This is a genomic window from Cellulomonas alba, assembly GCF_030362835.1.
Taxonomy (GTDB): domain Bacteria; phylum Actinomycetota; class Actinomycetes; order Actinomycetales; family Cellulomonadaceae; genus Cellulomonas; species Cellulomonas alba.
This window is the reverse complement of sequence record NZ_JAUCGQ010000001.1, coordinates 305,705-320,165: the sequence shown is the minus strand read 5'-3', so window position 1 is coordinate 320,165 and position 14,461 is coordinate 305,705. Positions and strand designations below refer to the sequence as shown.

Below are 14,461 nucleotides of genomic sequence, written 5' to 3'. Positions count from 1 at the left end.
TCAGGCGTGCCGGTCGACCGCGGCGTGCGCGAGGGCGACCAGCTGCGACGCGGCCGGGTCGGCCCACCCGCGCGCGGCGATCAGGCGGAACGCCCGGCCCGCGAGCTCGTCGATGAGCTCCTCGACGTCGTCGGGCGCACCCGTGCGGGCGATCGCGTCGGCGAGCTGCGCGACGGCGTCGTCGGTCAGCGCACGGTCGCCGAGGCTCGCCCGCAGCAGGTCGGCCGTGCCGTCGTCGGAACCGTCGGAGGCGCGCGCCAGCGCCCGCGCCACGAGGACCGTCCGCTTGCCCTCGCGCAGGTCGTCGCCCGCGGGCTTGCCCGTGGCGCCGGGGTCGCCGAACACGCCGAGCAGGTCGTCGCGGAGCTGGAACGCCTCGCCCAGCGGCAGTCCGAGCTCGCGGCAACCGGCCAGCTCTGCCTCGTCGGCGTCGGCGAGCGCGGCGCCGAGCACGATCGGGTGCTCGACGCTGTAGCGCGCGGCCTTCGCGCGGATGACCTGGCGGGCGCGCTCCTCGTCGGTGCGCGGGTCCGCGCCCCAGGGGAGTGCCTGTGCCAGGACGTCGAGGTACTGGCCGATGGTGACCTCGGTGCGCATGAGGTCGAAGACGATGCGCGCCGCACGGGCCCGGGCCGCCGGGGCGCCGGCGAGCGCCTCGGAGAACTCCTCCTCGCTCGCCACGAGCGTGAGGTCGCCGAGCAGGATCGCGGCCGCGACGCCGAACCGCCCCGCGTCGCCGGTGAGCCCGTGCTCGTCGTGCAGGCGGGCGAACTCGCGGTGCGCGGCGGGGAAGCCGCGCCGCGTGTCCGAGTCGTCCATCACGTCGTCGTGGAACAGCGCCGCAGCCTGGAACAGCTCGAGCGCCGCCCCGACCCGCAGCACCGCGTCGGCCTCGGGCGTGCCCGGCACCCCGCCGTGCGCGCGCCACGACCAGTAGCAGAACGCCGCGCGCAGGCGCTTCCCGCCGGACAGCATCTGCGCCGCCGCGTCCGCGAGCCGGTCGGTGTCGCCGCCCGTGGCGGCCAGGACGCGGCGCAGTCGTCCGACGTATGCCTCGAGCAGCCCGTCCACACGGGGTCGAACGCCCTCGACGTCGACCAGGGCGGGGACGTCGGGGATCACCGCTCCAGCCTACGGGTTGGCGTCGACGGTCCCGCCCAGCGTGAGGGTGCGCACCCCGTCACGGTCGAGCACCCCCGCGGTGAGGATCTCGCCCGCGTGCCGCGAGAACGACGCCTGCGCCGCGAGGCCCGGCTCGGACTGCGGCGCACCCTCGGTGAACCCGGCCGCGACGAGCGGCGCCCGGACCTCCGCGAGGAGCTTCTTCGCGTCGTCCGTCGAGCGCAGGTTCAGTCCGATCTGGAGCAGCTCCGTGCCCTCGACGGGCGCCGCCGACGAGACGAGGACGGTCGCGCCGGCCGGGACGGGCACGAGGTCGGTCGGGAAGCCGTCGACGATGCCGCCGACCTTCGAGTGGCTGTCCTCGGACGGCTCGAGCAGCGTCTCGCCAGGTGACGGGCTCGGACCCACGAGCGCGGTCGCCGTGTCGGTGGGCGCGACGACGGCGGGCGCACTCGTCGAGCAGGCGCCCAGCGCAAGCGCCAGCGTCATCGCCGCGACGGCGGACGCGAGGAGGCGGTGGCGGCGGGACGACGGCACCGCGTCAGGGTAGGCCCGGCCGCCGAGCCGCCCACAATCGGGCTGTGGGCACGGTCGCGCACAGATCGCGCTGCCCGGCGTCGGGGGCGGTCCCGGACGCGGTGAGGTCGGGGCATGACGACCACGCCCACTCTTCGTGTCAGCGAGCCGCGCGAGCTCCTCGCCCTCGTCCCGCACCGGCTCGGCTTCCGGGCCGCCAAGAGCGCGGTCGCCGTCAGCCTGCGGACGTCGCGCGGACGCGTCGGCCTGGTCGTGCGGGTCGACCTCGCCGACCTCGCGGACGCCCGTACGGGTCCGCACGTGGCGCGGCTCCTGGTGGCGCGCCTGGGCAGGGACGGCGCAGCGCGCTCGGTTCTCGTCGTCTACGTCGACGACGACCCCCGGCCGGTCCCCGACGGGCCGGCGCACCAGGCGGCGAAGCACTTCCGCGCCGCGGCCGAGCCGGCGCTGGGGGAGGTGCCTGTGTGGGTCGTGACTCGCACCGGCTACCTCGCCCTCGACGGCGACGACGAGTGCTCGCCGCCCGGTGGTCGCCCGCTGCGCGAGCTGGACGCGACGCAGGTGGGCGCCCACTACGTGCTCGCCGGGTCGGCCGTCGCGGACGACCGGTCGGACGTCGCGCGGATCCCGCGCGCGACGGGCGACCAGCGTCGCGACGCCGCGCGGGCGCGGAGGCGGCAGGAGCGGCGGCTCGAGGAGGCGCTGCTCGTGGGCGAGGAGGAGCTTCAGGCGTGGCGGCTCGAGGCCCTCGAGGCCTGGCGGTCCGTGGTCGCGCGCTACGAGCTCCGCGACGGCGTCGTCACCGCGCTCGGGGATGTCTCCGCCGCGCGCTGGGGGCGGCTCGAGGCCGGGCTCGCCGATCGCCGGACGCGTGACGCGGTGCTCGTCTCGCTCGTGCCCGGCACCGGCGACCTGCCGGAGCGGTCGCTGCACGGTGACTCGCTGGGCAGCCCGGAGGACGCGGCGGTCGGGTCGGCGCTGGCCCGGATCGTCGACGCGGCGGTCGGCGTCCGGCCGCCCGTCGGCGCCACCGCGGTCCACGAGCACGTGCTCGAGGGCGTCGTCGGGCACGGCCGCTCGGGCGCGCAGGCGCCGGCGCTGACCCTGCTCGCGCTGCTCGCGTGGTGGCGGGGGGAGGGCGCGCGAGCCGGGCAGCTCCTCGAGCGCGCGCTGCACGACGAGCCGACGCACCGCCTCGCCGGGCTGGTCGCCCGGGCGGTCGGGGCGGGCATCGCCCCAGGGTGGGCCGCCGCGCAGGGCGGTTGAGCCCCCGTCCCGAGCGGTCGTCCAGGTCGCCGACCCGCGGTACGGTCGCGGCAGGCGCCGACGAGCGTGCGCCGCGACGGACCCGAGGGGGTTGCGATGGGTGTCGTGGTCGGCTACCTGGCGACGCCGGAGGGCCGCGCCGCGCTCGACGCCGCCGTCCGCGAGGCAGGGGCGCGGAGCGGCTCGGTGGTCGTGGTCGTGAGCGCACGGCCCGACGACGTCGTCGACGAGCGTGCGCGGCTCGAGCACGAGCTCGCCGGTGTCGACGCCGAGCTCTCGGCCGCGGGGATCGAGCACGAGATCCGGCTGCTCGACGGAGGCGACGTCGCCGACGACCTGATCACCACGGCCGAGGAGCTCTCCGCCGACCTCATCGTCATCGGCCTGCGTCGCCGGAGCCCGGTCGGGAAGCTGATCCTGGGGGCCAACGCCCAGCGTGTGCTGTTCGACGCGCCGTGCCCGGTGCTGACGGTCAAGCCTGCATCCTGAGCCCGTCGCCCGGGAATCTTGGGCGCTGCTCGGCCGTTGATCGGGGAGATCCCCTCCGGCGGCGCCCTGCGGCGTGCCCGGAGTCCACCGAACTCCCGCGGACGCGCGGAAGGCGTCGGTACAATATCTACCTACCCACCGGCTCCCTCCGGGTGTCGTGCTGCCGAAAGGTCGTTCGTGACGCTTCAGACTCCGCACCCCGCTCTGCCCCGCGAGTTCGAGCACCCCTCTCTCCAGGAGCTCGTCCTGCGTGGCCGGACGCACGGCAGCGTCGGCGCCGCCGAGGTGCGCGCCGCGTGCGAGCAGGCCGGCGTCGAGGACGCCAAGCGCCTGCGCGCGGTCGTCCGTGGGCTGGCCACCGCCGGCGTCGTCGTGCGTGACGCCGCCGCTCCGGCCCCCGCCCGGGCCGTCGCCGCGACCGCCGCCAAGGCGCGCACGGCCACGAAGGCCGTGGTCCCGGACACCGAGGGCGAGGACGCGCCCGCCAAGCCGGCCGCGAAGAAGCCGGCGACGAAGGCCGCGGCGCCCAAGGCGGCGGCCGCCAAGGCCGCCGCCCCGAAGACCGCTGCGAAGGCGAAGGAGGCGGACGCCGCCGACGTCGACGTCGAGGACGAGGACGCCGAGGTCGAGATCGACGACGAGGCTGTGGTGGTCGAGGAGGTCGAGGCGGAGGTCGAGACCGACGAGGCGACCGAGGACGCCGAGGAGACCGAGGACGGCGAGGAGGGCGACGAGACCGCCGCCAAGCCCGCGTCCGAGGCCGGCGACGACGACACCGGCTTCGTCTACTCGGACGCCGACGACGACGACGCCCCGGCCCAGCAGGTCGTCACGGCCGGCGCGACGGCTGACCCGGTGAAGGACTACCTCAAGCAGATCGGCAAGGTCGCGCTGCTGAACGCCGAGCAGGAGGTCGAGCTCGCCAAGCGGATCGAGGCCGGCCTGTTCGCTGAGGAGCGCCTCAACGCCGGCATCACCATGGAGCCGAAGCTGCGCCGCGAGCTCGAGTGGATCGCGCAGGACGGCCGCCGCGCCAAGAACCACCTGCTCGAGGCGAACCTGCGCCTCGTCGTCTCGCTCGCCAAGCGCTACACGGGCCGCGGCATGCTCTTCCTGGACCTGATCCAGGAGGGCAACCTCGGTCTGATCCGCGCGGTCGAGAAGTTCGACTACACCAAGGGCTACAAGTTCTCGACGTACGCGACGTGGTGGATCCGCCAGGCGATCACCCGTGCGATGGCCGACCAGGCGCGCACGATCCGCATCCCGGTGCACATGGTCGAGGTCATCAACAAGCTGGCTCGTGTCCAGCGGCAGATGCTCCAGGACCTCGGCCGGGAGCCCACTCCGGAGGAGCTCGCCAAGGAGCTCGACATGACGCCGGAGAAGGTCGTCGAGGTGCAGAAGTACGGCCGCGAGCCGATCTCGCTGCACACCCCGCTCGGCGAGGACGGCGACAGCGAGTTCGGTGACCTCATCGAGGACTCCGAGGCCGTCGTGCCCGCGGACGCGGTGAGCTTCACGCTGCTCCAGGAGCAGCTGCACCAGGTGCTCGACACGCTCTCCGAGCGCGAGGCGGGCGTCGTCTCGATGCGGTTCGGCCTCACCGACGGCCAGCCCAAGACGCTCGACGAGATCGGCAAGGTCTACGGCGTGACCCGCGAGCGGATCCGCCAGATCGAGTCCAAGACGATGTCGAAGCTGCGCCACCCGTCCCGCTCGCAGGTGCTGCGCGACTACCTGGACTGAGTTCCGGACCACCGCGAGCCCGGCTCCTCCCGTACGGAGGGGCCGGGCTCGCGTCGTCTCACCGGGTCTGCCATACGGTAAGTGTTGACTAACGGTTAGTGATGACTGACGATGGTGTCTCCGCTTCGACGATGGAGGTGCACCATGGGACGTCCGCTCGCCTGGTTCGAGATCGTCAGCCCCGACGCCGCACGCGCGCGGGACTTCTACACGACGCTGTTCGACTGGAAGTCCGAGCAGCCGGAGTACCTCGACGGGTACACGCTCCTCGACACGGGGTCCGAGCCGGTGGCGGTCGGCGGCGGCATCGGCGCGGCACGTTCGGGCGGGATGCCCCCAGGCGTCCTCGTGTACTTCCGGGTCGACGACCTCGACGCCACCCTCGCGCACGCCAAGGAGCTCGGCGGCTCGACGCTGCTCGAGCCGATGACGTTGCAGGGTGACGCGGGGACCATCGCGGTGCTCGCCGACCCCGACGGCAATGCGGTAGGACTCTGGGCATGACCTCGACCGACGACGTGCTCCGCGCCCTGGCGGAGCCGCGCCGTCGGGAGATCCTCCGGCTGCTGTCGCGTGACGAGGTGCCGGTGGGTCGGCTCGCCGACCAGTTCGACGTCACGCGCAGCGCCGTGAGCCAGCACCTGCGCGTGCTCGAGGACGCCGGGCTCGTCACGCACCGCACCGCCGGTACCCGCAACTACTACCGCGCGCTGCCGGAGGGGCTCGCAGACCTGCGGGCCTACCTCGAGGAGACGTGGTCGTCGGCGCTCGACGTGGCCAGGCGCCTCGTCGAGACGGACGCCGGCGTCCTGGACGACGAGGGGAACGAAGCCGATGAGCGAGCCCTGGCCTGAACCCGACGTCGTCATGCTCGCGACGCCTCCCGTGCGGCGCTCGACGACGGTCCGCGCAGGGATCGAGCGGACGTTCGACGTGTTCGTCAGCGAGCTCGGCGCGTGGTGGCCCGTCGACCCGTACTCGCTCGGCGGGTCGGCGCGCGTCCGCGACCTGCGGGTGGAGCAGCGGGTCGGCGGACGCGTCGAGGAGGTCTGGGACGACGGGACGACCCGCGCCTGGGGCGAGCTGGCCGCCTGGGACCCGCCGCACGGCTTCACCATGTCGTGGCTCGTCACGCCGGTGGCCACCGAGGTGGAGCTGACGTTCCGTGCACTCGGGCCCGCGCTGACGCGCGTCGACGTCGAGCACCGCGGGTGGGAGCGGCTCTCGCCCGAGCAGCGCACGGCGTCGTCGATCGACCCGGACGGCTACGTGGGCGGCTCGTACCACCGAGGGTGGGGCGTCATCCTCGGTGAGCTCGCCCGGCACGTCGAGGGCTGACGCGGCCGCCGGAATCCCGCACGAACGGACGAGGCCCGGACCGTCTCCGGTCCGGGCCTCGTCGCCGTTTGTGTGCGGGGCGCGTCAGTTCGCTGCGCCGGCCCCCGCGCCGTGCTCGGCGAGCAGGCGATCGGTCTCGTCGTGCACGTGCGTGGCGACCTCCGCGAACTTCGGCGCGTGCTCGCGCGCGTGGTGCGCGCAGAAGAGGAGCTCACCCACGGGCAGGACGACGCGGACGTAGGCCTGGGCACCGCAGCGGTCGCAGCGGTCGGCCGCGGTAAGCGGTTCGGTCGTCGTCGTGGTCACGCCTCCATACAACCATCCCGTCCGGACATTCATCGCACCTGGGCCGGGTGGTTCGCTCTGCGCGTAGCGAGCCGTCACCGGTTCGTCACGTGTCTGTGACGAACGGCCCGGTTCCCCGGGCGTGTCCCACCCGGCGGCTACCCTGACGCCGTGACGACGACCTCCTCGCAGTCCGGCTACACGGCCCGGCACCTGTCGGTGCTCGAGGGCCTCGAGGCCGTCCGCAAGCGCCCCGGCATGTACATCGGGACCACGGACAGCCGCGGTCTCATGCACTGCCTGTGGGAGATCATCGACAACGCGGTCGACGAGGCTCTCGCGGGCCACGGCGACCTGATCGAGGTCGTGCTGCACGCCGACAGCTCGGTCGAGGTGCGCGACAACGCGCGCGGCATCCCCGTCGACGTCGAGCCCAAGACGGGGCTCACGGGCGTCGAGGTCGTGTTCACCAAGCTCCACGCGGGTGGCAAGTTCGGCGGCGGCTCCTACGGTGCCTCGGGCGGCCTGCACGGCGTCGGCGCGTCGGTCGTCAACGCGCTGTCGGCCCGGCTCGACGTCGAGGTCGACCGCGACGGCAAGACCCACAAGATGTCCTTCCACCGGGGCGAGCCGGGCGTGTTCGACGACCGCGGCGGCGTCGGCCCGGACTCGGCGTTCGAGCCCTTCGTCTCGCGGTCCGAGCTCTCGGTCGTCGGGCGCGTGCCCAAGGCTCGCACCGGGACGCGCGTGCGGTACTGGGCGGACCGCCAGATCTTCCCCGCGTCGGCGCACTTCTCGTACGACGAGCTGGTGACGCGCGCGCGCCAGACCAGCTTCCTGGTGCCCGGGCTCGCGCTCGTCGTGCGCGACGAGCGGCGCATCAAGGGCACGCCGGGGGAGGACGGGCCGCACGAGGAGACCTTCGTGCACACGGGTGGCGCGGTCGACTTCGTCGACTTCCTCGCGCCCGACGCGGCCGTCACCGACACGTGGCGGCTGTCCGGCAGCGGGTCGTTCACCGAGACCGTCCCGGTGCTCGACGAGCGCGGTCACATGACGCCGCAGGAGGTCGCGCGCACGTGTGAGGTCGACATCGCGCTGCGGTGGGGGACGGGCTACGAGACCGAGGTCCGCTCGTTCGTCAACATCATCTCGACGCCCAAGGGCGGCACACACATGTCGGGCTTCGAGATGGGCCTGCTGCGCACGCTGAAGAAGCAGGTCGACGCGAACGCGCGCCGCCTGAAGATCTCCGTGAAGGACGCCGCGACCGAGAAGATCGAGAAGGAGGACGTGCTCGCCGGCCTCACCGCCGTCGTGACCGTCCGCCTTGCCGAGCCGCAGTTCGAGGGCCAGACCAAGGAGGTCCTCGGCACCGCGCCGGTGCGCGCCATCGTGGCGAAGGTCGTCGACACCGAGCTCGCGGCGCTGTTCTCGTCGCCCAAGCGCGATCACAAGGCGCAGACCTCGTTGCTGCTCGACAAGATCGTCGGAGAGATGCGCGCGCGCCTCTCGGCCCGCAAGCAGAAGGAGATCTCGCGCCGCAAGAACGCGCTCGAGACGTCGTCGCTCCCGTCCAAGCTCGCCGACTGCCGCGTCGACGACGTCGAGCGGTCCGAGCTGTTCATCGTCGAGGGCGACAGTGCCCTCGGCACCGCGAAGCTCGCGCGCAGCTCGGACTTCCAGGCTCTGCTGCCGATCCGCGGCAAGATCCTCAACGTCCAGCGGGCGTCCGTCACCGACATGCTCAAGAACGCCGAGTGCGCCGCGATCATCCAGGTGATCGGCGCCGGCTCGGGCCGCACGTTCGACCTCGACGCGGCCCGCTACGGCAAGGTCATCCTGATGACCGACGCCGACGTGGACGGCGCGCACATCCGGACGCTGCTGCTCACGCTGTTCTTCCGGTACATGCGCCCGCTCGTCGAGGCCGGCCGGGTGTATGCCGCCGTGCCGCCGCTGCACCGCATCGAGGTCGTCAACGGGGGCGGCAAGAAGAACGAGTACGTGTACACCTACTCGGAGGCCGAGCTGACGGCGACGCTCGCGCGGCTCACGAAGGCGGGCCGGCGGTTCAAGGACGACATCCAGCGCTACAAGGGCCTCGGCGAGATGGACGCCGAGCAGCTGGCGTCGACCACGATGGACCCGCGGTTCCGGACCCTGCGCCGCGTGAACGTCGAGGCCGCGGAGCGCGCGGAGGCGGCGTTCGAGCTGCTCATGGGTGCCGACGTCGCGCCGCGCAAGGACTTCATCGTCGCGGGTGCGCACGCGCTCGACCGGAGCCGCATCGACGCCTGACGCGTCCCTCTGACGGTCCGGCCAGGCGGATGTCGCGCCTCAGGCGGACCGCGGCGTCTCAGTGGGCCGCGCCGCCGACCAGCCGTGCGTCGTCGTGCCCGTGGTACGCGACGATCGCCGCGAGCCCCGCTTCGAGACCCGTGACCATGGCGTCGAGGCTGAGCGACGGCGTGCCCGGCCTGCCGAGCGCCTGCGACGGCAGGTACGGCAGGTGGACGAACCCCGCCGTCGTGCCCGGGAACTCGCGCTCGACGAGGTGCCGTGCGGCGTAGAAGACGTGGTTGCACACGAACGTGCCCGCCGAGTTCGAGACCCCGGCGGGAACACCCGCCTCCGTCATGGCGGCGACCATCGCCTTCACCGGGAGCGTGCTGAAGTACGCCGACGGGCCGTCCGGCGCGATCGGCTCATCGATCGGCAGCACGCCGTCGTTGTCGGGGATGCGGCCGTCGTCCACGTTGATCGCGACGCGCTCGGGTGTCACGGCGGACCGCCCGCCCGCCTGCCCGAGGCTCACGACGGCGTCGGGTTCGTGCGCGACGACGGCGGAGCGCAGGGCGGACGCCGACCGGCGGAACGACGTCGGGAGCTGGATCGCCACGACGTCGGCGCCGGCGATCGTGCCCGGCAGCCGCCGCGCGACCTCCCACGAGGGGTTCAGCGGCTCGCCCGCGAACGGGTCGAAGCCGGTGACCAGGATCTTCACGTCGTTCCCTCCTCGACCCGGCGCGCGGGCGCCACCCGCGCATGGACCGTCCACGGCCCATCCTCTCAGCGGCGTCGCCGCCGGGTGTCGCCGCGGGAACCGGGTGGCGCGCAGGGAATGGGGTGGCCTGCGGCACGCGCCTTCGTCAGGGTGGTCGGGTGACCGACCTCGGACCTATCGCCCTGCGCGCCGCCGCCCCTGACCGCCCGCGCCTGCCCGACTCCGCGCTGGGCCTCGCCTGGCGCCCCGGGGCCGACGTGCCACCCGCCTCGCTCGGGGCCCTGCTGCGGCGCGTCGAGGAGGGTGACGGCTCGCCGTTCCGCACGTCGGACGCCGAGCTCACCGAGCACCTCGGCGTGCCGTGGCACGACGCCGCGGCGGACGACCTCGTCGGCCTCGACCCCGACGGGACGCCGCGTGCCTTCGCCCTGGTGAACCGTTCGCCGGGCGACGTCGCCGTCACGCGCGCGTTCGTCTGGGCGGGCGTGGACCCCTCGTGGCGCGGGCGCGGCGTGGGGCGGGAGCTGCTCGGCTGGGCGCTCGGGCGGGCACGGCAGGTGCTCGTCGAGTCGGGGACCACCGGGCCGGCTCGGATCGTCGAGCACATCGACGACTCGGCCGCCGCGACCGTCGCGCTGCTCCGGCACGCGGGGTTCGTCGCCGTCCGGTTCGACGCGCACATGAGTCGCATGCTCGACGGCGACCTGCCGGCGGCCGCGCTCCCTCGTGGTCTGCGCCTCGAGACGTGGACGCCCGAGCGGGACGAGCAGGCCCGGCTCGCCCACAACGAGGCGTTCGCCGACCACACGGGCAGCGAGCCGCGCACGCCCGAGCAGTGGCGGTCCGGTCGGGGCACGTTCGTCCCGGCGTGGAGCGCGGTCGTCGTCGACGAGGCGACCGACGACGTGATCGGCTACCAGCTCTCGCACCGGTACGAGGAGGACTGGGCGCTGACCGGGATCCCGGCCGGGTACACCGGCACGCTCGGGGTGCGGCGGGCATGGCGACACCGCGGCGTCGCACGCGCGCTGCTCGTGGACGCGATGCGCCGCTACCGGGCCGACGGCATGCAGGCCGCCGAGCTGGGCGTCGACACCGAGAACCCGACCGGCGCGTTCGGCCTGTACGAGGGACTCGGCTACGCGCGGACCAGCAGCTCGGCGATGTGGGTGCTGGACGTCTGACACGCGCAGCCGTGCGCGGCGGCCGCCGCGCGGAGCGTTAGCATCGCTGCGCCCGGGCGGTGGCCCGGTGTCGCGGTCGCCGGACGACGAGGTCCGGCACGTCCGCCGGACGACGGTGTCCGGCGTCCAGGGAGGTCGCTGTGGGGCGTGCCCCGTTCGAGCTGTCCGTCGTCGCGCGCGGCTGGGCGGCCGCGTTCCTGCTCGTCAGCCTGGTGCACGTCGGTGCGCTCGTCGCGAGCGCCGCCACGGTCGCCGACGTCTCGCAGGCGCTCCTGATGCCCGCGCTCGCCGCGTTCGTCGTGAGCGCGACGCGCTGGCCCCGGGGGCACCTCGTGCGCTGGACGCTGGGGGCGCTCGGGGCGTCGTGGCTGGGGGACAGCCTGCCGGCGCTGCTCGACGGCGACGCCGCGTTCCTCGCGATGGTCGGGTGCTTCCTGCTCGCGCAGGTCTCGTACGTGGTCGCGTTCGCGCCGTACGCGCGCAGGTCGGTGGCGTTCCGCCGGCCCGTGGCTCTCGTCGGGTACGGCGCGGTGCTCGTCGGGCTCGTCGCGTGGTGCGCCCCGCACGCGGGCTCGATGCTCGTGCCGGTCGCGGTGTACGGCGGGTGCCTGGTCGCGATGGCGGTGCTGGCCACGGGCGTCTCGCGGGTCGCGGGTGTCGGCGGCGCGGTGTTCGTGCTGAGCGACTCGCTGATCGCGCTCGAGCGGTTCGTGCCGGGCTGGCACCTGCCGGGCCAGGACGTCTGGGTGATGGTCACCTACCTCGTCGGGCAGGGGCTCATCGCCGCAGCCGTCGTGCACGCCAACCGGTCCGTGCGTCGGGCGCGGTCCGGTGCCGTGCCGTCGCCCGTGGCCGCGCGCCCGGCGGTGCCGGACAACGTGGTCGCGCTCGCCTGGGTCTGAGCGCGGCCCGGCGTCAGCCGACGGCGTGCACGGGTGCCGCCAGCACGGCGCCTGACATGTCGCGACGCGGGTCGGGCGCGGGCAGCTCGACGGGCTGACCCGCGGAGCCGGTGGCCCACGCCGGGCCGACGCCGACCCACGCCAGGATCAGTGCGTCCTCGCCGCGCAGGAACCGGTGCGAGCGGACGCCGCCCGTCGCGCGGCCCTTGCCGGGGTACGTCTCGAACGGCGTCACCTTGGCCGAACCGGCCTGCGTGCCAGGCAGCGCCGAGGAGGAGCCGGCGACGGTCACGACCTGCGCGTCGGCGGCCGACTCGGTGGGGACGGCGCCGAACGCGACCACACGCTGGCCCGCGGCGAGCTTGATGCCGGCCATGCCCCCGGCCGCGCGGCCCTGCGGACGGACCGCCGACGCGGGGAAGTGGAGCAGCGACGAGTCGGAGCTGACGAGCACCAGCTCGTCGTCGTCCGTGACCTCCGCGGCGCCGACGACCTCGTCGCCCGGCTTGAGGGCGATGGCCTCCCAGGCGTCGCGGTTGCCCGGGACGTCGCCCGAGACGACGCGCTTCACCGTGCCCTGCGCGGTGGCGAGCGCCAGCGTCGGCGCGTCGGCGGTGAGCGAGGCGAGCGCGACGACGCGCTCACCCGGCTCGAGCGCGACGACCTCGCGGAGCGGCACGCCGCCCGAGAGCGAGGGCGCGCCGTCCGTCGGCGGCAGCGCAGGCAGGTCGAGCACGGAGACGCGGACGATGCGACCGCGGCTCGTGACGGCGCCGACCTCGGCGCGCGCGGTCGTCGCGACGCGCGAGCCCAGGACGTCGTGCTTCGCGCGGCGGTCGCCGCGGACGAGCGGCTCGTCCGACGCGGTGCGGGCGAGCAGGCCGGTGCCGGACAGCAGCGCCCAGCACGGCGTGTCGGCGATCTCGAGCGGCGCGACCGCCGAGCGCCCCGCGGCCGGCGCGCCGGTCACCGAGGAGCCGCCGGCGGACTCGAGCAGGATCGTGCGGCGCGGCGTGCCGTACGTGGCGGCGACCTCCGCCATCTCGTCGGACACGAGGGTCCGCAGGCGCAGGTCGTCCGCGAGGATCGCCTCGAGCTCGGCGATCTCCTCGGTCAGCTGCTGCTGCTCGCGCTCGAGCTCGAGGCGCGAGAACTTCGTCAGGCGCCGCAGCCGCAGCTCGAGGATGTACTCCGACTGAGCCTGCGAGAGGTCGAACACCGTCATGAGGCGCCCGCGTGCGATGTCGGCGTCGTCGGAGGACCGGATGACCTGGATGACCTCGTCGATGTCGAGGATCGCGACGAGCAGGCCCTCGACCAGGTGGAGCCGCTCGCGCCGCTTGGCCAGCCGGTGGCGCGACCGGCGGCGCACGACGCCGATCCGGTGCTCGACCCAGACCGACAGGAGCTCGCGCAGCCCGAGGGTGCGCGGCTGGCCGTCGACGAGCGTGACGTTGTTGATCGAGAACGAGTCCTCGAGCGGCGTCGTGCGGTAGAGCTGCTCGAGCACGGCCTCGGGGTCGAAGCCCGTCTTGACCTCGATGACGAGGCGCAGGCCGTGCTGGTGGTCCGTCAGGTCGGTCGCGCCCGAGATCCCGGAGAGCTTGCGGGACTGCACGCCCTCCTTGATCTTCTCGATGACCTTCTCGGGCCCGACCATGTAGGGCAGCTCCGTGACGACGATCCCGCGCCGCTTGGGCGTGACGTTCTCGATGCGCGCGGTGGCGCGCGTGCGGAACGCACCCCGGCCGGTCCGGTACGCGTCGCGGACGCCGTCGAGGCCGACGATCTTGCCGCCCGTCGGCAGGTCCGGGCCCGGGACGAACCGCATGAGGTCCTCGAGGGTCGCCTCGGGGTGCATGACGAGGTGCCGCGCGGCCGCGACGACCTCGACGAGGTTGTGCGGCGCCATGTTGGTGGCCATGCCGACCGCGATGCCGGCTGCGCCGTTGACCAGGAGGTTCGGGATCGCGGCGGGCAGCACCTCGGGCTGCGTCAGCTGGTTGTCGTAGTTCGGCACGAAGTCGACGGTGTCCTCGTCGAGGTTCGCCGTCATGGCGAGCGACGCGGGCGCCATGCGGGCCTCGGTGTACCGCGGTGCCGCGGGACCGTCGTCGAGCGAGCCGAAGTTGCCGTGGCCGTCCACGAGCGGCAGGCGCAGGCTGAACGGCTGCGCGAGGCGCACCATCGCGTCGTAGATCGCCGCGTCGCCGTGCGGGTGGAGCTTGCCCATGACCTCGCCGACGACGCGCGCCGACTTCACGTACGGCCGGTCGGGGCGCAGCCCCATCTCCGACATCTGGAAGAGGATGCGGCGCTGCACGGGCTTGAGTCCGTCGCGCGCGTCGGGCAGCGCGCGGCTGTAGATGACCGAGTACGCGTACTCGAGGTACGAGCCCTCCATCTCGGTGGCGACGTCGATGTCGACGATCTTCTCGACGAGGTCCTCGGGCGGGAGGTTCGGGGTCGCGGGGCGACGCGCCATGCGGGGTGCTCTCCTCGGTGCGGCGGTGGTGCGGCCCCATTCTCGCGTGCCGTCGGCCGTGGCCCGTGCGCGGCACGCGGGGCCGGACGCCGCCACG

At 74.0% G+C, this 14,461-nt stretch carries 14 protein-coding genes; 9 read left to right on the top strand and 5 right to left on the bottom strand.

The window, feature by feature from the left end; all coding sequences use genetic code 11:
* Both QRT04_RS01485 and QRT04_RS01480 read right to left on the bottom strand, forming a co-directional pair.
* On the bottom strand, window positions 1-1,122 hold the full coding sequence (locus tag QRT04_RS01485) for a polyprenyl synthetase family protein (RefSeq protein WP_326522447.1): 1,122 nt from the start codon (window positions 1,120-1,122) through the stop codon (window positions 1-3).
* Window positions 1,123-1,131: 9 nt separating this feature from the next.
* Complete coding sequence (locus QRT04_RS01480; protein WP_289453111.1) at window positions 1,132-1,659, bottom strand: hypothetical protein; 528 nt, start codon at window positions 1,657-1,659, stop codon at window positions 1,132-1,134.
* A gap of 114 nt (window positions 1,660-1,773) precedes the next feature.
* On the opposite strand from QRT04_RS01480, the gene QRT04_RS01475 reads away from it, so the two are divergent.
* The 6 genes from QRT04_RS01475 (at window position 1,774) to QRT04_RS01450 (ending at window position 6,501) form a co-directional block, all read left to right on the top strand.
* Window positions 1,774-2,925, top strand: a complete 1,152-nt coding sequence (locus QRT04_RS01475; RefSeq protein ID WP_289453110.1) for a DUF4192 family protein — start codon at window positions 1,774-1,776, stop codon at window positions 2,923-2,925.
* Window positions 2,926-3,021: 96 nt separating this feature from the next.
* Window positions 3,022-3,414: a universal stress protein gene (locus QRT04_RS01470; RefSeq protein WP_289453109.1), complete on the top strand. Its 393-nt coding sequence runs from the start codon at window positions 3,022-3,024 to the stop codon at window positions 3,412-3,414.
* A gap of 177 nt (window positions 3,415-3,591) precedes the next feature.
* Window positions 3,592-5,163, top strand: coding sequence for an RNA polymerase sigma factor (locus QRT04_RS01465; protein ID WP_289453108.1), 1,572 nt, complete (start codon window positions 3,592-3,594; stop codon window positions 5,161-5,163).
* A 144-nt stretch (window positions 5,164-5,307) separates the two neighbouring features.
* Entirely contained in the window at window positions 5,308-5,667 is a 360-nt protein-coding gene (locus QRT04_RS01460) for a VOC family protein (RefSeq protein WP_289453107.1), read from the top strand.
* A complete protein-coding gene (locus tag QRT04_RS01455) occupies window positions 5,664-6,017 on the top strand; it encodes an ArsR/SmtB family transcription factor (RefSeq protein WP_289453105.1) in 354 nt (117 codons plus the stop codon). The genes QRT04_RS01460 and QRT04_RS01455 overlap by 4 nt, the downstream gene beginning before the upstream one ends.
* Window positions 5,998-6,501: an SRPBCC domain-containing protein gene (locus QRT04_RS01450; RefSeq protein WP_289453104.1), complete on the top strand. Its 504-nt coding sequence runs from the start codon at window positions 5,998-6,000 to the stop codon at window positions 6,499-6,501. The genes QRT04_RS01455 and QRT04_RS01450 overlap by 20 nt, the downstream gene beginning before the upstream one ends.
* A gap of 84 nt (window positions 6,502-6,585) precedes the next feature.
* Here the strand turns inward: QRT04_RS01450 and QRT04_RS01445 are convergent, their stop codons facing one another.
* Complete coding sequence (locus QRT04_RS01445) at window positions 6,586-6,840, bottom strand: DUF7455 domain-containing protein (RefSeq protein ID WP_289453103.1); 255 nt, start codon at window positions 6,838-6,840, stop codon at window positions 6,586-6,588.
* Between the two features lie 117 nt (window positions 6,841-6,957).
* On the opposite strand from QRT04_RS01445, the gene QRT04_RS01440 reads away from it, so the two are divergent.
* On the top strand, window positions 6,958-9,087 hold the full coding sequence (locus QRT04_RS01440; protein ID WP_289453102.1) for a DNA gyrase/topoisomerase IV subunit B: 2,130 nt from the start codon (window positions 6,958-6,960) through the stop codon (window positions 9,085-9,087).
* A 58-nt stretch (window positions 9,088-9,145) separates the two neighbouring features.
* Here QRT04_RS01440 and pcp read toward each other — a convergent pair whose 3' ends face one another.
* A complete protein-coding gene (pcp, locus tag QRT04_RS01435) occupies window positions 9,146-9,793 on the bottom strand; it encodes a pyroglutamyl-peptidase I (protein WP_289453101.1) in 648 nt (215 codons plus the stop codon).
* 158 nt (window positions 9,794-9,951) lie between these two features.
* Here pcp and QRT04_RS01430 point away from each other — a divergent pair, with 158 nt between their 5' ends.
* Together QRT04_RS01430 and QRT04_RS01425 are read left to right on the top strand one after the other, a co-directional pair.
* Window positions 9,952-10,977 carry a GNAT family N-acetyltransferase gene (locus tag QRT04_RS01430; protein WP_289453100.1) on the top strand — a complete coding sequence of 342 codons (1,026 nt, stop codon included), beginning with the start codon at window positions 9,952-9,954 and terminating at the stop codon, window positions 10,975-10,977.
* 140 nt (window positions 10,978-11,117) lie between these two features.
* On the top strand, window positions 11,118-11,879 hold the full coding sequence (locus QRT04_RS01425) for a lysoplasmalogenase (RefSeq protein ID WP_289453099.1): 762 nt from the start codon (window positions 11,118-11,120) through the stop codon (window positions 11,877-11,879).
* Window positions 11,880-11,892: 13 nt separating this feature from the next.
* Here the strand turns inward: QRT04_RS01425 and QRT04_RS01420 are convergent, their stop codons facing one another.
* Window positions 11,893-14,364: a DNA gyrase/topoisomerase IV subunit A gene (locus tag QRT04_RS01420; protein WP_289453098.1), complete on the bottom strand. Its 2,472-nt coding sequence runs from the start codon at window positions 14,362-14,364 to the stop codon at window positions 11,893-11,895.
* Window positions 14,365-14,461: the final 97 nt, after the last annotated feature.